Source organism: Streptomyces sp. PU-14G (genome assembly GCF_041028275.1).
Taxonomy (GTDB): Bacteria; Actinomycetota; Actinomycetes; order Streptomycetales; family Streptomycetaceae; genus Streptomyces.
The window spans coordinates 1-18,637 of record NZ_JASKYT010000116.1 but is presented as its reverse complement, the minus strand read 5'-3'; the positions used below and the strand labels follow the sequence as shown (position 1 = coordinate 18,637).

The 18,637-nt window shown below is 73.4% G+C and carries 17 protein-coding genes; 11 read left to right on the top strand and 6 right to left on the bottom strand.

The genetic code is table 11. The features are described 5' to 3' along the window. Positions 1–430: MerR family transcriptional regulator (locus AB8Z75_RS15925; RefSeq protein ID WP_369202426.1), on the bottom strand; the 430-nt coding region annotated here is incomplete at its 3' end. 447 nt (positions 431–877) lie between these two features. Between AB8Z75_RS15925 and AB8Z75_RS15920 the strand changes: the two genes are divergently transcribed. The 3 genes from AB8Z75_RS15920 to AB8Z75_RS15910 all read left to right on the top strand — a co-directional run bounded on the left by AB8Z75_RS15920 (position 878) and on the right by AB8Z75_RS15910 (position 4,656). Continuing rightward, the gene (locus tag AB8Z75_RS15920; protein WP_369202424.1) at positions 878–1,786 is read left to right on the top strand and encodes a zinc-binding dehydrogenase; all 909 of its coding nucleotides are present in this window, start codon (positions 878–880) and stop codon (positions 1,784–1,786) included. 64 nt (positions 1,787–1,850) lie between these two features. Then, a complete protein-coding gene (locus tag AB8Z75_RS15915) occupies positions 1,851–2,768 on the top strand; it encodes a cupin domain-containing protein (RefSeq protein ID WP_369202422.1) in 918 nt (305 codons plus the stop codon). Positions 2,769–3,066: 298 nt separating this feature from the next. Further along, positions 3,067–4,656: a glycoside hydrolase family 20 zincin-like fold domain-containing protein gene (locus AB8Z75_RS15910; protein WP_369202420.1), complete on the top strand. Its 1,590-nt coding sequence runs from the start codon at positions 3,067–3,069 to the stop codon at positions 4,654–4,656. A gap of 48 nt (positions 4,657–4,704) precedes the next feature. Here the strand turns inward: AB8Z75_RS15910 and AB8Z75_RS15905 are convergent, their stop codons facing one another. Both AB8Z75_RS15905 and AB8Z75_RS15900 read right to left on the bottom strand, forming a co-directional pair. Next, positions 4,705–5,529, bottom strand: a complete 825-nt coding sequence (locus tag AB8Z75_RS15905) for a response regulator (RefSeq protein ID WP_369202418.1) — start codon at positions 5,527–5,529, stop codon at positions 4,705–4,707. Continuing rightward, positions 5,526–6,446 carry an oxidoreductase gene (locus AB8Z75_RS15900; protein ID WP_369202416.1) on the bottom strand — a complete coding sequence of 307 codons (921 nt, stop codon included), beginning with the start codon at positions 6,444–6,446 and terminating at the stop codon, positions 5,526–5,528. Before AB8Z75_RS15900 ends, AB8Z75_RS15905 begins: the two co-directional genes overlap by 4 nt. Before the next feature lie 149 nt (positions 6,447–6,595). On the opposite strand from AB8Z75_RS15900, the gene aroQ reads away from it, so the two are divergent. Continuing rightward, a complete protein-coding gene (gene aroQ, locus AB8Z75_RS15895; RefSeq protein ID WP_369202414.1) occupies positions 6,596–7,111 on the top strand; it encodes a type II 3-dehydroquinate dehydratase in 516 nt (171 codons plus the stop codon). A 6-nt stretch (positions 7,112–7,117) separates the two neighbouring features. On the opposite strand, the gene AB8Z75_RS15890 is transcribed toward aroQ, so the two are convergent. Further along, complete coding sequence (locus AB8Z75_RS15890; RefSeq protein ID WP_369202412.1) at positions 7,118–7,441, bottom strand: cupin; 324 nt, start codon at positions 7,439–7,441, stop codon at positions 7,118–7,120. A gap of 180 nt (positions 7,442–7,621) precedes the next feature. Further along, positions 7,622–8,485, bottom strand: a complete 864-nt coding sequence (locus AB8Z75_RS15885) for an NmrA family transcriptional regulator (protein ID WP_369202410.1) — start codon at positions 8,483–8,485, stop codon at positions 7,622–7,624. A gap of 80 nt (positions 8,486–8,565) precedes the next feature. Here AB8Z75_RS15885 and AB8Z75_RS15880 point away from each other — a divergent pair, with 80 nt between their 5' ends. Both AB8Z75_RS15880 and AB8Z75_RS15875 read left to right on the top strand, forming a co-directional pair. Continuing rightward, entirely contained in the window at positions 8,566–9,591 is a 1,026-nt protein-coding gene (locus AB8Z75_RS15880) for an AraC family transcriptional regulator (protein ID WP_369202408.1), read from the top strand. A gap of 64 nt (positions 9,592–9,655) precedes the next feature. Further along, positions 9,656–10,381 carry a helix-turn-helix domain-containing protein gene (locus AB8Z75_RS15875; protein ID WP_369202406.1) on the top strand — a complete coding sequence of 242 codons (726 nt, stop codon included), beginning with the start codon at positions 9,656–9,658 and terminating at the stop codon, positions 10,379–10,381. Here the strand turns inward: AB8Z75_RS15875 and AB8Z75_RS15870 are convergent. Further along, the gene (locus tag AB8Z75_RS15870; protein ID WP_369202404.1) at positions 10,378–10,770 is read right to left on the bottom strand and encodes a VOC family protein; all 393 of its coding nucleotides are present in this window, start codon (positions 10,768–10,770) and stop codon (positions 10,378–10,380) included. The two genes, AB8Z75_RS15875 and AB8Z75_RS15870, sit on opposite strands and share 4 nt — an antisense overlap. Positions 10,771–10,887: 117 nt before the next feature. On the opposite strand from AB8Z75_RS15870, the gene cutA reads away from it, so the two are divergent. From cutA to dnaG, 5 genes are all read left to right on the top strand, one after another. After that, the gene (gene cutA, locus AB8Z75_RS15865; RefSeq protein ID WP_369202402.1) at positions 10,888–11,256 is read left to right on the top strand and encodes a divalent-cation tolerance protein CutA; all 369 of its coding nucleotides are present in this window, start codon (positions 10,888–10,890) and stop codon (positions 11,254–11,256) included. 70 nt (positions 11,257–11,326) lie between these two features. After that, complete coding sequence (locus AB8Z75_RS15860; protein WP_369202400.1) at positions 11,327–12,685, top strand: deoxyguanosinetriphosphate triphosphohydrolase; 1,359 nt, start codon at positions 11,327–11,329, stop codon at positions 12,683–12,685. A 180-nt stretch (positions 12,686–12,865) separates the two neighbouring features. Then, positions 12,866–14,131 (top strand): NAD(P)/FAD-dependent oxidoreductase, encoded by a 1,266-nt coding sequence (locus AB8Z75_RS15855; protein WP_369202398.1) that lies wholly within the window; start codon positions 12,866–12,868, stop codon positions 14,129–14,131. A 175-nt stretch (positions 14,132–14,306) separates the two neighbouring features. After that, positions 14,307–16,049, top strand: coding sequence for a pyruvate dehydrogenase (locus AB8Z75_RS15850; RefSeq protein WP_369202396.1), 1,743 nt, complete (start codon positions 14,307–14,309; stop codon positions 16,047–16,049). A gap of 254 nt (positions 16,050–16,303) precedes the next feature. Then, on the top strand, positions 16,304–18,217 hold the full coding sequence (dnaG, locus tag AB8Z75_RS15845; RefSeq protein WP_369202394.1) for a DNA primase: 1,914 nt from the start codon (positions 16,304–16,306) through the stop codon (positions 18,215–18,217). Positions 18,218–18,637: the final 420 nt, after the last annotated feature.

Below are 18,637 nucleotides of genomic sequence, written 5' to 3'. Positions count from 1 at the left end.
GTGTATGGGGTGGGTCCGGTGCGGGGGCCGGCGCGAGTTCGCAGCGGGGCTGCCGGCCGTGCGGCAACCCGGCCGCCGCCTCGACCTCGGCGTGCGCGAGCCGCGCGCCGACCTCGTCCCGGACCGCGCGCAGTTCGGCGATGCAGGCGTCCAGCTCGGCCAGCTTGCGGCGGTAGACCTCCAGCGAGTCGGGGCAGGAGTCGCCCGCCGGGTGGCCCGCGCGCAGGCACTCCACGAAGGGCCGGGTCTCCTCCAGCTCGAAACCGTGGTCCCGCAGCGTTCTGATCTGCCGCAGCACCGCGAGGTCGTCCTCGCCGAACGTGCGGTGCCCGTGCGCGTCGCGGGCCACGTGCAGCAGGCCCCGCGCCTCGTAGTAGCGCAGTGTCCGGGTGGTGGTGCCCGCGCGTCTGGCCAGCTCCCCGATGCGCATCAGGCCGTGTCCTTCCGTCGCCGTTTCCGCCGCCTTCTGCGGTGGTCCGCGCGCTGTGCGCCTGCGGTGCTCCGCACGCTATGCGTTGACGCGGACGTCAACGCAACGGTGTGCGTGGGGGGGTGCCGTGCGACGCACGGCGAACCGAGTGACGAGTAGCCCTCCGCAGTCAAGTGCGAGCCGCGCACTCGAGTGCGGCCTGCGGCGGACCAGTCCGTGCCGGGCAGGTCCTCGCTCGTCACAGCGTCATCCACCGGCTGGGGGCGGGGCTCGCCGCGCCGCGAGCCGCACTGACACAGATCGTCAACTGATTGATTCTCACGGGTCTGGTCGCTGTCTTGGTCCTGCGTAGGGTTCCAAGAAGGCGGCGGTGCGGCAGTCGCGCACTCGATCTGCTGCCGCGCCGAGTGTTCCGGCGCACCTCCGAGAGAAGGAAACACACCCCTTATGCGTGCCCTTGTGGTCGATCACAGTGAGTCCGGCCCCGTCCGCTTCGCCGATGTCGACGAGCCCGTACCGTCCACCGCAGAGGCGTTGGTGGAGATACGGCACATCGGTCTCAACTTCGGAGAGTTGCAGTACGTGGACCAGTGGCCGGCCGGTGCTGTGCACGGTCACGACGCGGCCGGCGTCGTGGTGCGCGCCGCGTCCGACGGCTCGGGGCCGCCCGCGGGCACGCGCGTCGCGGTGGGAATGGCTCCCCACGCGTGGGCGGAGCGGGTGGCAGTCAGCCCCGCCTCGCTCGGCACCGTCCCCGAGGGCGTGGACCTGGCCGACGCCGCCGCGCTGGGGATCGCCGGAGTCACCCCGTTCCGGGTGCTGCGCACACGTTCCCTGCTGGCGCGCGACGTGCTGATCACCGGCGCCAGCGGGGGCGTGGGGCACTTCGCCGTCCAGTTGGCGGCGCTGGCGGGCGCCCGGGTGACGGCGCTCGTCGGCTCGCCGGAGCGGGCCGGCGGGCTCCGCGAGCTCGGGGCCGACAAGGTCCTGACCGATCTGGCCGGGGCCGGGGACCGGTTCGACCTCGTCCTGGACACGGTCGGCGGGCCGCTGGTGGCCCAGGCGTGGAGTTGCCTCGCCGAGGGCGGCACCATCCACCTGGTCGGTTACTCCTCGGGGCAGGAAACCGCCTTCCCGCCAGGAACCTTGTTCGGCTTCGGTGAGCCCCGCAGCATCGCCACGTACGGCGACATGACACCGACCGGCGGGGAGCTGACGGACCTGCTGGGCCTCATGGCCGCCGGGAGGCTCGCGGCACCGGTCGGACTGCGAGGCGACTGGCAGGGCGTGGGCGACGCCGTTCGGGCGCTGTTCGCGCGGAAGGTGCACGGGAAGGTCGTTCTTGACGTGACCTGAACCTCTGGGCGAGGAGACATGGGCTGTCGGTGGGCGGTGCGCGGCGGTGGACGAGAATGGACCCATGGATGTGCTGGCGGAGGTCTTGCGTGTTTCCGGTGCGCGTGGGGCGCTCGGGGTCACGCTGAAGGCCGGAGGCACCTGGGGCCTGTGGCTGGACGCCTCCCCAGGAGCGGCACTGCACGTGGTGTCCCACGGCACCATGTGGCTCCACGTCAGGGGCGAGAAACCTCTCCAGGTGGGGGCCAAAGACGCCGTCCTGGTGCCGCCGGGCACCGCACACGGGATAGCCGGCGGCGCCGGCGTGAGGATGGGTTCCTGCGACCGCGAGGCGGCGGCCCGGTCTTTCGGCGAGGGCCGCGCCCTGCGGCTGGGCTCGGCGCCGGTGCAGACGGAAGTGATCGTCCTGCACTACGAGCAGGACCCGGAGGTGCGCACACCGGTGCTCACCTCCCTCGCCCGGCCGATGCACGTCACAGCCCGCCAGAACGCGCAGCTAGGAAGGACCGTCGAACTCCTCACGGCGGAACTCGCACAGCCCCAGATCGGCACCACCGCCGCCATCACCAGCATCGTCGACCTTCTGCTCGTCCAGTTCGTACGCGCCTGGCTGGCCCGCCACCCGCAGGAGCGGTCCGGCTCGTGGCTGGGCGCGATGCGTGATCCGGTGGTGCGCGACGCCCTGGCATGTGTCCACGCCCAACCGGAACGTCCCTGGACCACGGAGACCCTGGCCGCCGCGACGCGCGTCTCCAGGGCGACGCTGTCCAGGCGTTTCCGGTCCGCCCTCGGACAGACGCCGGGCGCGTACGTGACGCAGTGGCGCATCGACCTGGCGTCAGTCCGGCTCCGCGATACCGATGAGCCGGTCGAGTCGATCTCGGGCGCGGTCGGCTACGCCTCCGCGCACGCTTTCAGCCGAGCCTTCAGGCGTGCCCGAGGCACGGCCCCGGGCGCGTACCGTTCTCGACTTCGCCAGTGACCACAGCCAGACCGTCACCGGCCACACCGGAGCACGAGTTGGTCCGGGCGGGCGGAGGGGGGCGGCGCCGCTCGTCATCGCGGAGCGGCTCGGTGCTCTCGTCCTCGAAACGCGTGCGACGGTGCGGCCGTGGACGGCGACACCTCGGCAGAGGGCGAAGGCGACGCGGAGTCGTCACCTGAGTTCGCCGCTCGTTGACGGCACCCCGCGTGGGGTGTCGCCGAGCACGGCGCGAGTGGTATACACCACTGACCGCACGGTGTCCGATGTTCGTTCGTGTTCTCTCAAGGGAGTGGCGATGGCGGAAGACGAGACTGTCCAACCGACACGACGGGCCGTGACAGCCGCGGGCCTCACGGCGGTGGCCGCGGGAGGACTGGCAGGCCCCCTCGCGTCCCCCGCCACCGCGGCCCCGGGCCAGGCGGCCGGCGACGCCCCCTTCGTCGTCCCGGCCCTGCGCGAATGGCACGCGCGCGCGGGCGAGTTCCGCCTCACCCCCGCCACCCGTGTCGTGGCCGAGGGCGGTGACCGCCGGCTGCTGCGGCTCGCCCGGACCCTGCGCGACGAGCTGGAGGAGACCACCGGCGTCCGCACCCGCACACCGGGGACCGACCGCGGCCGACGCCCGCGGCACGGCGAGATCCGCCTCGTCCTCGACGAGGCCGCACACCACCCGCCCGCGGGCGAGCGCTACCGCGCGGAGGGCTACCGCCTCACCGCCACCCGCGACCACCTGCGCCTCGAAGCCCCCGCCTACGCGGGCGTGCACCACGCGACCCGCAGCCTCCTGCAGATCCTCACCGGCTCCCGCGCGCGCACCGTCCCCGCGGGCGAGGCCGTCGACTGGCCCGACTATCCGCGCCGCGGCTTCATGCTGGACGTGGGCCGCCGCTACTTCACGCCCGCCTTCCTCCGCGATTACATACGGCTGCTCGGCTGGTTCAAGTTCAACGACTTCCAGATCCACCTCAACGACAACGAGATCCAGCCGCCCGGTGGCGACTGGAGAGCGGCACAGTCCGCGTTCCGCCTCGCGAGCGACGCGCCCAGGTGGGCGGGCCTGACCGCCCGCGACGGCTCCTACGACCGCGCCGACTGGGACTCCTTCGAAGACCTCGCCGAGAGGTGCGCCGTACGGCTCACCCCGGAGTTCGACGCCCCCGCACACTCCCGGGCCTTCGTCGCCCACCGCCCCGACATCGGCCTGGACGGCGGCAACTCCGACCACCTCGACCTGGGCAACCCGGCGGCCACGGCCTATATGAAGGACCTCTTCAGCCACTTCACGCCGTGGTTCCGCAGCCCCGTCGTGCACTTCGGCGCGGACGAGTACGGCGGGCCCGTCGAGCACTACCACGCCTACTTCGACACCATGGCGGCCCACCTGAGACAGCTCGGCAAGCGGCCCGCGGCCTGGGGCAGCCTCAGCCAACTCGGCGGCACCGCCGAGGGTTACGACAGGGACGTGCGCGTCTACAGCTGGAACAACGGCTGGTACGGGCCGCAGGCCATCAAGAAGGACGGCTTCGAGTTCGTCAACATCAACGACGCGACCCTCTACATCGTGCCGTTCGCGGACTACTACCACGGGCAGGGCCTCGACGGACGTTACCTGTACGAGCAGTGGGCCCCGCACGTCTTCCCCGACGGGCAGAGCGTGACACCCCTCGATCCGGCGCTGCGCGGTGCGCTGTTCGCCGTCTGGAACGACCTCGTACACGAGGACTACACCGAGCAGGACGTGCACGGCCTGGTCGACAAGACCCTCGGAGTCCTGGCCCGGCGCATGTGGCACGCGGACGACGGCGGTCCCGACTACGACACCTTCCAGCGCGGTGTCGCAGCCCTGGGCCTGGGCCCTGGGCTGGAACTGCTGGGGGAGCGGTAGCCGACTCCGGCAGCGGCGTACGCGGCCACGGCCGCGTACGCCGGGCGGTCACACCGGGTGGTAGCGGCGCTCCGGGCGGCCCGTCGTGCCGTACCGGAGAGTGACCCGCGCGGTGCCGGTGGCCACGAAGTGCTCCAGATAGCGGCGCGCGCTCACCCGGGACAGGCCGCTGTGCTGGGCGCACTCGGAGGCGGACAGGCCCGCCTGGGCGCAGCTCGCGTCGAGCGTCGCGCGCACCAACGCCGACGTCTGCTCGGTCAGCCCCTTGGGAAGCGGGCCCCGACGGGTGGCGAGCGCCGCACCCGCCGGGGCCTCACCTGCCTGCGGGCTCGGCACGGACGCCGGCACGGACGCGGGCGCGGGCGCCGACGCGGGCGCCGACGCGGGCTCGGGCCCGGGCCCGGGCGGGGACGGGGACTGCGGCGCGCCCGTACCGGTGCCCGAGAAGACCCGGTCCAGTTCGTCCTGGTCCGGCGAGGTCAGCTCCTCGAACTCCCGCCTCTCGCGCGCGTACCGTTCGAGACGCTCGGCGAGCAGCCGCCCCTCGAACGGCTTGACGACGTACTGCACCGCGCCGCCGTGCCGCGCGGCCCGCACGCTGGCCGCGTCCCGCGCCGCCGTGATCACCAGCACGTCGGGGCCGCCACCGGGCGCACCGTCGCCCCGCAGCCGCCGCAGCACCTCGAGACCGCTCACATCCGGCAGGTACAGGTCGAGCAGCACCAGGTCGGGGGCCAGTTCGCGCACCAGGGAGAGCGCCTGCGCGCCGCTGTGCGCCACCCCGGTCACCTCGAAGCCCGGCACCCTCGCCACCAGCGTGCTGTGCAGACGGGCCACCATGAAGTCGTCGTCGACGACCAGGACGCTGATCACGAGGGAACCCCGTAGGCGACCCCCGTCAGCTCCTGGGAGGCCGCCCACAGGCGCATGCCCGCCGCGTCGCTGAGCGTCCAGGGCGCCCGCGGCGACGGTGCGGGCGCGCCCCGCCAGCCCGCCAGCCGGGGCCCGGTGAAGGAGTCGGCGCCCACACCGGGCGCCGTCGCCGCGTACAGCGTCGGCAGCGCGCCGGCCTCGGCGGACTGCGCGACCAGCCGGTTGCCGAGCCGCATGACGCGCTCGGCCGCCCTCCTGCCCTCCATGCGCGGGCCCGCGCTCTGCAGGTTCGTCGCCGCGTAGCCGGGGTGCGCCGCCGCGGCGATCAGCGGCGTGTCGGCCAGGCGCCTGGCCAGCTCGTGGGTGAAGAGCAGATTGGCCGTCTTGGAGCGCCCGTAGGCGACCCAGCGCCCGTAGGAGCGCTCGCTGTTCAGGTCGGTGATGTCGATGTTGGCCAGCACGTGGAGAGCGCTGGAGACGGTGACCACCCGGGGGGCGGGAGAGGCCAGGAGCCGGTCCAGCAGCAGACCCGTGAGTGCGAAGTGCCCCAGGTGGTTGACGCCGAACTGCCTCTCGAAACCGTCCGCCGTGCGGCCGTACGGCAGCGCCATGACCCCCGCGTTGTTGACCAGCAGATCCACCCGGTCGTCCGGCAGTTCCTTGGCGAACGCGTTCACCGAGGCCAGGTCGCCCAGATCGAGCAGGCGCAGCTCGGCGCGCGGCCCCGCCTCCGGCAGCTCCCGCACGAGCCGGTCGCGGGCCCGGCGCCCGCGCTCCTCGTCGCGGCAGGCGAGGACGACGCGCGCCCCGCGCCGCGCCAGCTCCCTGGCCGCCACGAAACCCAGCCCGCTGTTGGCGCCGGTCACCACCGCGGTGCGGTCGCTCTGGTCGGGGATGTTCCGCGCTGTCCAGCCCATCGCTCGCCCTGCTCCTCGCCTCGCTCGCGCCCGTCCGTGCGGGGGCCTCTCCTTCGGAGGCTAGCGGCACCTCCACCCCTGGTCGAGGTCGGCGGTACCAGCGGCGGGCCGTGCTCACCTCGGGGGGGGGGGGGCTCTAGGCTGCCCCCATGAACGCGTCTTCCTCTCCGGCCTCTCCCGAGACGTCCGTCTTCGCGGCGCCCCACGTGCTGCTGCTGCACGGCCCCAACCTCAACCTGCTGGGCGAGCGCGACCGCGACACCTACGGCAGTACCACCCTGCGGGACGTCGAGGAGCGCACCACGGCGCTCGGCAAGGAGCTCGGCGCCGAGGTGCGCTGCGCCCAGAGCAACAGCGAGGGCGCGCTCATCGACCTGATCCACTCCACCCGCGGCAGTGACGACGGCATCGTCTTCAACCCGGGTGCCTACGCGCACTACAGCTACGCGCTGCGCGACGCGCTGGAGGCCGTCGCCGGGCTCGGCATCCCCTGCGTGGAGGTGCACATCTCCAACGTCCACGCTCGCGAGGCCTTCCGGCACACCTCCGTCACGGCCCCGGTGTGCCAGGGCATGGTCTCGGGCCACGGCGTCTTCGGATACGAACTGGCGCTGCGCTCCGTGCTGCACCGGATCGGGGAGTGGGGCAGCAGGAAGGCGGCCTGAGCCGCGTCACTCGGTGCCCGTCACCGCCGTGAGGATGAACACCGAGTCCTCCAGCGCCAGCACCCCGTGCCGCAGGTGCGGAATCCGCTGGATCTGCCCGGCCGCGACGTCCTGGTCGGCGGTGCCCTCGGTGATCCTGACACTGCCCTGAAGGACGTGGAGGCTCGCCGCCGGGGGAGTGTTGTGCTCCTCCAGGGACGAGCCCTCCGTCAGCGCGATGACGGACTGCCGCAGCGGCCCGTCGTGCAGGAAGAGGTACGCGCTGCGGCCGTGCGGGTCTCGCCTCGCCAGCGCCAGGTGCTCGGCTGCCAGTGCGGTCGTATCATCCATGCGTCCATCGTGCCTCGCACGGCACACGATGCAACCGGTCGACCCGCGCGAGAGCCCGCGCATTTCCCTCCCCGGAACCTTCCCGCCGTTTCCCGCGGTCTTCCCGGGGCCTTCCCGGGGCCTTCCCGGGGCTCTCTGGGCCCCTCCGGGCTCCGCCCCGCGGACGCTGTCGGCGCCCGGTCAGCGGTTCCAGGTGCCCCGCGCCGCCGCCCGCCGGGCGAAGTCGGTGAAGTCGCGCGGCGGACGGCCCAGCACCTGGCGCACCCCGTCGGAGACGCTCGCGTTCCGCCCGTCCAGCAGCTGGGCGAACATCTCGTCCAAGAACGCCACCAGCTCGGCCGGCTCGCCCTGCTCGGCGAGCCACCGGCCGTACTCCTCCCGGGGGACGGGCACGTAGCGCACCGTCCGGCCGCTCGCCTCGGCCACCTCCCGGGTGGCCTCGGCGAAGGTGAGCAGGCGGGGGCCCGTCAGGTCGTGGACCCGTCCGTGGTGCCCTTCCCCGGTGAGCGCGGCCACCGCGACGTCGGCGATGTCGTCGGCGTCGATGAACGGCTCGCGCACGCCGTCGGCCGGGAAGGGCAGTTCGCCGCCGAGGACGAACGGGAGGAAGACACCCTCGCTGAAGTTCTGGAAGAACCAGCTGGTGCGCAGGATGGTCCACTCCACGTCCGTGCGGCGCAGGGCCTGCTCGGTGGGTTCGGCCAGGTCCTCGCCCCGCGCGGAGAGCAGCACCAGCCGCCGCACACCGGCCCGTGCGGCGCGCTCCGCGAAGGCGCCGGCGGCCTCGGCCACTCCCGGTGCGCCGACGTCGGGCTGGCAGACCACGAAGGCGGCCCGCACGCCGTGCAGTGCCGCGTCCCAGGTGGAGCGGTCCTCCCAGTCGAAGGGCGGGTGCCCGCTGCGGGTCCCCACCCGCACCGGACAGCCGCGCTCGCGCAGTCGTTCGACGACTCGGCGGCCGTTCTTGCCGGTGCCGCACAGGACGAGGAAGGTGCCGTCCGCGGTGTCCGTCTCGTTCGCATGCTGCGTCGTGTTCTCGCTCATGCCCCCAGCCAACGCCGCCCGGCCGCCGCGGAACATCGCTCAGCGGCTCAGCCCCATGTCCGCGCGTCTAAGCTGCTGTTGTGACGGTGACCGGGGTGGGGAACGGGACGAGGACGGGGCCGGGCGGCGGGGACGGGCTGGCCGAGGCACTCACCGAGGTGCTGAGCGGAGCCCGGGCGTCCGGCGGACTGCTCCACCGGGCGGTGCTCGCGCCTCCCTGGGGCGTACGCGTCCAGGACGGGGCGCCGCTGGCGATCGCCTCCGTGCTGCGCGGCGAGGGCTGGGTCCTTCCCTCGTGCGCCTCGGGACCGGGCCCGTCACGGATCGCACCCGGCGATGTGGCGGTGCTGCGCGGCCCCGACCCCTACGTACTCGCCGACGACCCGGCGACCCCGCCGGATCTGCTGATCCAGCCCGGCGACTGCTGCACCACCGTGGACGGCGTCGACCTGTGCGAGGAGATCGCCCTCGGCGTCCGCACCTACGGGCGCGACCCGGAGGCCCCCACCGTCTTGCTGAGCGGCAGCTACCAGCTGCACGGCGACCTGAGCAGCCGGCTGCTGGACGCGCTGCCGCCGGTGCTGGTGCTGCGCGGCACGGAGTGGGACGCGGGGCTGATGACGCTCGTCGAGCAGGAGATCGTCAAGGACGCGCCTGGCCAGCAGATGGTGCTGGACCGGGTGCTCGACCTGCTGCTGGTGTCGGTGCTGCGGGCGTGGTTCGCCCGCCCCGAGGCGGACGCCCCCGCGTGGTACCGCGCCCAGAGCGATCCCGTGGTCGGTGTCGCGCTGCGGCTGCTGCACGAACAGCTGGGGCACGGTTGGACGGTGGCCTCGCTCGCCGCCAAGGCGGGGGTCTCCCGCGCGAGCCTCGCCCGCCGGTTCACCGAACTGCTGGGCGAGCCGCCCATGGCCTACCTCGCGCAGCGGCGCATCGACCTGGCCGCACGGCTGCTGCGGGAGCCGGGAGCCACACTGGGGGCCGTCGCCCGCCGGGTGGGCTACGCGGACGGATTCGCGCTCAGCGCCGCCTTCAAACGCGTGCGGGGAGTCAGCCCCGCCGAGTACCGCGCCGGGTACCGGCCGGGCCAGCCCGTCGGAGGCTGAGACGGCAGGCGCCGCCCCGCCCCTCGCGGGCCCGGATGTCGGTGCGGGCAGGCATGCTGGGCGGATGTACCAGGAGAGGGCTTCTTCGCGGGTGCCGGGGGCCGTGGCGTGGACCCGCGCCGCGGCTCTGCCCGGCACCAGGGGGCGGGTGCTGCCCGACGGCTGCATGGATCTGCTGTTGTGGAACGGCGAGCTGGTCGTCGCGGGCCCGGACACCCGCGCGTACCTGACCACGGAGCGCCGGGGCCTGCCGGTGTACGGGCTGCGCCTGGCGCCGGGGACGGGCCCGCGCGTCTTCGGCGTACGCGCCTGGGAGCTGTGCGACCAGCGGGTGCCGCTGGAGGACCTGTGGCCGGGCCGCCGGGTGCGGGGACTGCGCGAACGGATCGCCCACGCCGCCGACCCGCAGGCCGCGTTGGAGCGCGTCGCCGCCGGACGGCTGGCCGCCGCTCGGGGCGAGGCCGCCGAGGCGCGGGCCGCCGCGCTGGTGGAGGCGGTCGCGGACCGGTTGCGTCAGGGCGACGGCGTCGCGCGGACCGCCGGGTACGTCGGACTGAGCGAGCGTCAGCTGCACCGCCGCTGCCGGGACGCCTTCGGGTACGGCCCCAAGACACTGGCCCGCGTGCTGCGCTTGCAGCGGGCGCTGCGCGTGGCCGAGTCGGGGCTGCCCCTCGCCGAGACCGCCGCGCGGGCCGGCTACGCCGACCAGGCGCACCTCTCCCGCGAGGTGCGCGCCCTCGCGGGCCTGACCCCCGCGCAACTCCTGCGGCCCGCGGGCGAAAGACCCTAGTTCCGTGCGAACAGGTCGATGCCGTTGCCGTCCGGGTCCAGTACGACGGCGTAGCGCTGGCCCCAGGGGGCGTCCCACGGCGCGTGGCGGCCCTCGTATCCGGCGTCTGTCAGTTCGCCGTACACCGTGTCGACCTCCGCGGGGGAGCCGCACAGGAACGCGAGCCCGACGCGCCCCGCCCCGCGCGGCGGTGCGCTCCACTCGCCGTCGAACGAGCGGACGGTCTCCTCCGTGTCCCACGCCAGCCGCAGTCCGCCGGGCCCGGCGGACTCCACGTGTGCTTCCTTGTCCGCGTCCGCGGGGATGTCGAGTCCCAGCCGCCGGTAGAAGGCCAGCGAAGCGGCCATGTCCGCGGTGACGATTCCGATGAGGTCGAGTCGAGGTGCCATACGCGCACGCTAGGCCGGGGCGTCCGCCGCGTCTTGAACGAATCGGCCGCCCTCCGGCCGGGCGGGCAGGCCCCGGGGCCTGTCCTGCGGGCCCCTCCGGGGGCTTACCGTGGCGGCATGGCTGAGGCTTTGAGCGTGTTGACGACCGTGGGGTCGCAGGAGGAGGCGCGGGTGCTCGCGGCGGGCGCCGTGGAGCGGCGGGTCGCGGCGTGTGCGCAGATCAGCGGCGCCGTCACCTCGGTGTACCGGTGGGAGGGGGCCGTGCAGACGGACCCGGAGTGGCAGGTGCTGTTCAAGACGGCCGCCGGCTCCTACGACGCGCTGGAGTCCTACCTGAGCGAGGCCCATCCGTACGATGTCCCGGAGATCATCGCCACCCCGATCGTGCGCGGCAGCGCCGCGTACCTGGACTGGGTCCGCCAGGAGACCCAGGACGCCCATGAGCCCCGGGGGACCGGGGAGACCCGGGAGGCCCGGGAGGGTTAGGCGCCATCGGACGGGGCTCAGGCGGCCGTCCGTTCGCCGTGACCCGGCACCCTCCGGTTACGGTCGCCGTATGCATGCCACGTACGGCACACCCGCAGCGGAGGGCCCCGGCGCCCGCCAGGGGCCGAGGTACGCGCCGTCGGACATCGCACGCTGGGTGCCGGAGCCGGACAAACGCCCGGGGCGTACGGCCTTCCAGCGGGACCGGGCCCGGGTGCTGCACTCGGCGGCGCTGCGGCGTCTCGCGGGCAAGACGCAGGTCGTCGCGCCCGGGACCGCGGCCCCTTCGTGGGACGCGTCGCCGCGTACCCGGCTGACGCACTCCCTCGAATGCGCCCAGGTCGGCCGCGAGCTGGGCGCCTCGCTGGGGTGCGACCCCGATCTGGTGGAGACCGCGTGCCTGGCGCACGACCTGGGGCACCCTCCCTTCGGGCACAACGGCGAGGCCGTGCTCGACGAGATCGCCGCGCCGGCGGGCGGTTTCGAGGGGAACGCCCAGTCGCTGCGGCTGCTGACCCGGCTGGAGCCCAAGCGGTTCTCCGCCGAGCCCGACGGGCAGGCGCACGTGGGCCTGAATCTGACGCGGGCCGCGCTGGACGCCGCGACGAAGTACCCGTGGCGCCGGGGCGGTCATCCGGCGGACCCGGCGTCCGGCAAGTTCGGTGTCTACGACGCGGACCTGCCCGTCTTCCGCTGGCTGCGCGAGGGCGCGCCCCAGGGCCGTACCTGTTTCGAGGCGCAGGTCATGGACTGGTCGGACGATGTGGCCTACTCGGTGCACGACCTGGAGGACGGCATCAGGGCGGGGCACCTGGAGCCGCGGTCGCTGCGCTCGCGCGCCGAGCGCGCCGACGTCTTCGCCTGCGCCGCCGCCCGCTACGCGCCGGGCGCCGACGAGGCGGAGCTGGCCGCCGCGCTGGACCGGCTGCTCGCCCAGGAGTGGTGGCCGCACGAGCACGACGGCACGGCCATGGCGCAGGCCAGGCTGAAGGACGCGACCAGTCAGCTGATCGGCCGCTTCGCGCTGGCCGCCGAGGCGGCGACCCGCGCCGCCTACGGTTCGGGGCCGCTGACCAGGTACGGGGCCGAGCTGATCGTGCCGGGGCCCGCCCGGCTGGAGTGCGCGGTCCTCAAGGCGGTCGTCGACTGCTACGTGATGCAGCGTCCGGAGCTGGAGCGGCTGCGCGTGGAACAGCGCGCGGTCCTCCGCGAGCTGGCCGAGGCCCTGCTGGCCCGTGCGCCCGAGGGACTGGACGCGCAGTACGCGGACCTGTACGAGGAGGCGTCCCGCGGCGAGAACGGGGAGGCGTCCCGCGGCGAGGGGGTGGCGGCGGCGCGGCTGCGCGTGGTGGTGGACCAGATCTCCACGCTCACCGACGCCGCGGCCCGCTCCCTCCACCAGGTGATGACAGCGGGTACGGCACCGTGACTGTGAGCGAGCGGTGCGGAACCCGCCACGACGCCCGCACGTCCCTTCCCCACCCCTGCCTCTTCCCGCGCATGGTGCGATGGGGGACGCTCACGGTGGACGCTCACACGTGAACGACGGGGGACGACAGCACGGCCCGCGAAGGCCGGCGCTCCAAGGGGATTCGAGGAGGAGCTTCAAGTGGTGGACGCACACCGTACGTTCGTCATCGTCGGCGGGGGGCTCACGGGGGCGAAAGCCGCCGAGGCCCTGCGCGCGGAGGGGTTCACGGGCCGCGTGATCCTGATCGGTGACGAGCGCGAGCATCCCTACGAGCGCCCCCCGCTCTCCAAGGGTTTCCTCACCGGTTCGGCCGAGCGCGGCAGCGTCTTCGTGCACGAGCCCGCCTGGTACGCGGCGGCCGACATCGAGCTGCATCTGGGGCAGCCAGCCGTCCAGCTCGACCGGGAGGGCAGGGCGGTCAGGCTGGGCGACGGCACCCGCATCCACTACGACAAACTGCTGCTGGCCACCGGCGCCGAGCCGCGCCGGCTGGAGATCCCCGGCACCGATCTGGCCGGCGTGCACCACCTGCGCCGTCTCGCGCACGCCGAGCGGCTGCGCGGCGTGCTGACGGCGCTCGGCCAGGAGAACGGCCATCTGGTGATCGCGGGGGCGGGCTGGATCGGTCTGGAGGTGGCAGCCGCGGCGCGTACGTACGGTGCGGAGGTCACCGTCATCGAGCCGGAGCCCACCCCGCTGCACACGGTGCTCGGCCCGGAGCTGGGGACGCTCTTCGCCGACCTGCACCGCGAGAAGGGCGTCAGGTTCCACTTCGGCGCCCGGCTCACCCGGATCGCCGGGGCTGACGGGATGGTGCAGACGGTGCACACCGACGACGGTGACGAGCACCCGGCGCACGACGTCGTCGCCGCCATCGGCGCCGCGCCGCGCACGGCGCTGGCCGAGGCGGCGGGCCTGGAGACGGCTCAGGGGCCCGGCGGCGGCATCGCGGTGGACGCCTCGCTGCGCACCAGCGATCCGGACGTCTTCGTGGCCGGTGACGCCGCCGCCGCGCAGCATCCGCTGCTGGGTACCCGGCTGCGGGTCGAGCACTGGGCCAACGCGCTGAACGGCGGTCCGGCCGCCGCCCGCGCCATGCTCGGCAAGGACGTGTCCTACGACCGGGTGCCGTACTTCTTCTCCGACCAGTACGAGCTGGGCATGGAGTACTCGGGCTACGCGCCGCCCGGGTCCTACGACCAGGTGGTGTGCCGGGGGGACGTGGGCAAGCGGGAGTTCGTCGCGTTCTGGCTGCGTGAGGGCCGGGTGCTGGCGGGGATGAACGTCAACGTCTGGGATGTCGCGGGCCCGATCCAGGACCTGGTCCGCTCGGGTGTCGCGGTGGACGCGGAGGCGCTGGCCGATCCCGGCGTGCCCCTGGAGTCGCTGGGCGCCACGGCGTGAGGCTGATCGCCACGGCGTGAGGGCCGGTCGCCACGGCGTGATGCCGGACGCCACGGCGTGATGCCGGGGCGGCGCATGGGGGATATGTTGCGGTAAGGAACGGTGTGACCGTGCCGATGCCGGACGGCGGCCCCTCGGCGCCGCCCAACCGCGGCGAGCTAAGGACGAGTGAGCGATGGCGAAGCAGACGGTGGCCGAGCAGTTCGTCGACACGCTGGTGCGGTCCGGCGTCGAACGCCTGTACGGAGTGGTGGGGGACAGTCTCAACCCGGTCGTGGACGCCGTCCGGCGCAACCCGGCCATCGACTGGATCCAGGTCAGGCACGAGGAGGCCGCCGCCTTCGCCGCCGGGGCCGAGGCGCAGCTGAGCGGAAAGCTCACCGCGTGCGCCGGCTCCTGCGGCCCGGGCAACCTGCACCTGATCAACGGCCTCTTCGACGCGCACCGCTCCATGGCCCCCGTACTGGCGCTGGCCTCGCACATCCCCAGCAGCGAGATCGGCACCCGCTTCTTCCAGGAGACCCACCCCGACCGGCTCTTCGTGGAGTGCAGCCACTACAGCGAGCTGATCTCCAGCGAACAGCAGATGCCCCGCGTCCTCCAGACGGCCATCCAGCACGCGGTGGGGCAGCAGGGCGTCAGCGTCGTCGCACTCCCCGGTGACCTGGCCTCGGAGCCGGCGCCCGAGGCGCCGGTGGAGCACGCGCTGGTCACCTCCCGGCCCACGGTGCGGCCGGGGGACGTGGAGGTCGACGCGCTGGTGCGCATGATCGACGAGTCGGAGAAGATCACCCTGTTCTGCGGCGCGGGCACTGCGGGCGCGCACGCGGAGGTCATGGAGTTCGCCGAGCGGATCAAGTCCCCGGTCGGGCACGCGCTGCGCGGCAAGGAGTGGATCCAGTACGACAACCCCTACGACGTCGGCATGAGCGGGCTGCTCGGATACGGCGCCGCCTACGAGGCCACCCACGAGTGCGATCTGCTGATCCTGCTGGGCACCGACTTCCCGTACAACGCGTTCCTGCCGAAGAACTGCAAGATCGTCCAGGTGGACGTGCGGCCCGAGCATCTGGGCCGCCGCACCCAGCTCGACCTCGCCGTGTGGGGTGACGTCCGCGAGACGCTGCGCTGCCTCACGCCGCGGGTCCCGGTGAAGACGGACCGCAGGTTCCTCGACCGGATGCTCAAGAGGCACGCCGAGGCACTGGAAGGCGTCGTCAGCGCGTACACCCGCAAGGTCGACAAGCACACCCCGATCCACCCCGAGTACGTCGCCTCCCTCCTGGACGAGGAGGCCGCCGACGACGCCGTCTTCACCGTGGACACGGGCATGTGCAACGTGTGGGCGGCCCGCTACATCACTCCGAACGGGCGGCGCCGGGTGATCGGCTCGTTCAGCCACGGATCGATGGCCAACGCCGTTCCGCAGGCCGTCGGCGCCCAGCTCCTCGACCGGGACCGCCAGGTCATCTCCATGTCGGGCGACGGCGGCTTCGCCATGCTGATGGGCGAGTTCCTCACGCTGGTGCAGTACGACCTGCCGGTCAAGGTGGTGCTGTTCAACAACTCCTCGCTGGGCATGGTCGAGCTGGAGATGATGGTGGACGGCATGCCGGCGTACGGGACGAACAACCGCAATCCGGACTTCGCGGCGCTCGCGCAGGCGGCCGGTGCCCACGCGGTCCGCGTCGACAAGCCCAAGCACCTGCGGGGCGCACTCAAGGACGTCCTCAAGCACAAGGGTCCTGCGCTGATCGACGTGGTCACGGACCCGCACGCCCTCTCGCTCCCGCCGAAGATCACCCGCGAGCAGGTGAGCGGCTTCGCCCTCTCGGCCGGGAAGACGGTGCTCGACGGCGGCGTGGGCCGGATGGTCCAGATGGCCAGGTCCAACCTGCGCAACATCCCCCGGCCCTGAGCGGGCCCGGTCACGGTACGGCTCGCGGTACGAGGGCGCGGTCCCGACCACGGGACGAGCTCGCGGTCCCGACCACGGGACGAGCTCGCGGTCCCGACCACGGGACGAGCTCGCGGTCCCGACCACGGGACGAGCTCGCGGTCCCGACCACGGGACGAGCTCGCGGTCCCGACCGCGGGGCGGATCGTGGACCGGACGACCCGTGGTCCTGACCGCGGGGCGGGACTGTCACCGGCGCGCCGTAGACTTTCCGCGTGGCTGGAAGGATCAATGACGAGGACGTGAAGGCGGTACGGGACGCGGTCCCGATCGACTCCGTCGTCTCCGAGTACCTCCAGTTGCGCAACGCGGGCGGCGGCAACCTCAAGGGCCTGTGCCCCTTCCACGACGAGAAGTCCCCCTCCTTCCACGTCAGCCCGAGCAAGGGGCTGTACCACTGCTTCGGCTGCCAGGAGGGCGGGGACACTCTCGACTTCGTGATGAAGGTCGACCACCTCTCCTTCTCCGAGTCCGTCGAACGGCTCGCGGCCCGCGCCGGCATCACCCTCCGCTACGAGGAGGGCGGCTACGGCCGCGCCTCGCAGCAGGGCGAGCGCACCCGGCTGGTCGAGGCGCACAAGATCGCCGCCCGGTTCTACGCCGAGCAGCTCGACGGGCCCGAGGCCGAGATCGCCCGCCGCTTCCTCGCGGAGCGGGGCTTCGACCAGGAGGCGGCCCGGCACTTCGGCGTCGGCTACTCCCCGGCGGGCTGGGACCACCTGGTGCGGTACCTGCGCGGGCAGGGGTTCACCGACAAGGAGCTGACGCTCTCCGGGCTGGCCCAGGAGGCCCGCAACGGCCGGCCCATCGACCGGTTCCGCGGCCGGCTGATGTGGCCTATCCGCGACATCACCGGTGACGTGGTCGGCTTCGGCGCCCGCAAGCTGCGCGAGGACGACCAGGGGCCGAAGTACCTGAACACGCCCGAGACGCCGATCTACCGCAAGTCCCAGGTGCTCTACGGCATCGATCTGGCCAAGCGGGAGATCGCCAAGGCCAACCGCGCCGTGGTCGTCGAGGGCTACACGGACGTGATGGCCTGCCACCTGGCCGGGGTCACCACGGCCATCGCCACCTGCGGCACCGCCTTCGGCGGGGAGCACGTGAAGATCCTGCGCAGGGTGCTGATGGACAACGCGCAGTCGGAGGTCGTCTTCACCTTCGACGGCGACGCGGCGGGCCAGAAGGCGGCTCTGCGCGCTTTCGAGGACGACCAGAAGTTCGCCGCGCGCACCTGGATCGCGATCACGCCCGGCGGGATGGACCCGTGCGACCTGCGGCTGGCCGAGGGGGACGAGGCGGTCGCCAAGGTGGTCGAGGGCCGCACCCCGCTCTTCGACTTCGCGATGCGCTCGATCGTGGACCGGCACAACCTGGACACCGCGGAGGGCAGGTCGGCCGCGCTGGAGGAGGTCGCGCCTGTCGTCGTCCAGATCAAGGACCCCTCCATCCGGCAGGGGTACGCGGTGCGGCTGGCAGGGCTGCTGGGCATCGTGGACGAGGAGTTCGTCGTCCGCCGCGTCGGCCAGCTCGCCCGCTGGGCGCGCGAGCGCGGCCAGGCCTCCCCGCGCGCCCCCCAGGGCGCCCGCCGGCACGAGACCCCCGCGGTGCAGGCGCCGTTCGTGCCGCGCGGCCCCGCGCTGAACCTCCGCAGTCCGGCGCACCGGGTGGAGCGGGAGCTGCTCAAGCTGGCGCTCCAGCGCCCGGAGCTGGTCTCGCCCGCGTTCGACGCCTACGGTGCCGACGAGTTCACCGCGCCGCCCTACGCCGTGGTGCGGCAGGCGCTGGAGGCGGCGGGCGGCGCCGAGGCGGGGATCTCCGACAGCGGTTTCCTGGGCCGGGTGCGGGACGCGGCACCGGACGACGCCGTGCGGTCGCTGGTCACCGAGCTGGCCGTCGAGCCGCTGCGCAGCTCACGCAGTCGGGATGTCGACGAGGCGTACGCGGGGGAGCAGTTGGTCGCCGTGCGCCGCGCCGCCGTGCTGGCCCGGATCGCCGAGCTGGAGGGCGCGGCGCGCCGCCTGGAGGCCCGTGGGGAGTACGAGCAGTCGGCGGGTGTGCGGCAGCAGATCTGGACGCTCCAGCAGTACGGCACGGCGCTGCGCGAGAGGGGTGCGGCGGCGCTCTGACCCGCTGCCGGTGCGGTAGCGGAGCCCCGCCTTCCGTCCCACTGGTGCGCCCGCACCTCCCTCGCCCCACCCGTGTGTAGCGGATCGTGCGCGGTGGGTCACATTCGGCGGAAAAACTGTGCGCACGCCCCTCGTGGCCGGGCTGTGTCCTGCCCCACACTGGTGAGCGGTGCCTGAGTCCTCGGAGCGGGGCGGTGTCGACCAGGACGGGTCGCGATCCCCCGCGGATGCGCACATATCGAACGGGATGGAGCGCGGCTCGGCCGCAGCCGTCCCCGTCTCGCACGCCGCCCCCGAACCGGCAGCGATCACAATGGAGGTCGCCCCCGTGCAGACCCGGACCCTGAATGCGGCGCCTTCCGCCGCCCCGGCAACACCCCTCGCTCCGCACGCCGTTCCCCTCGTCGCGCCGCCCCCGCC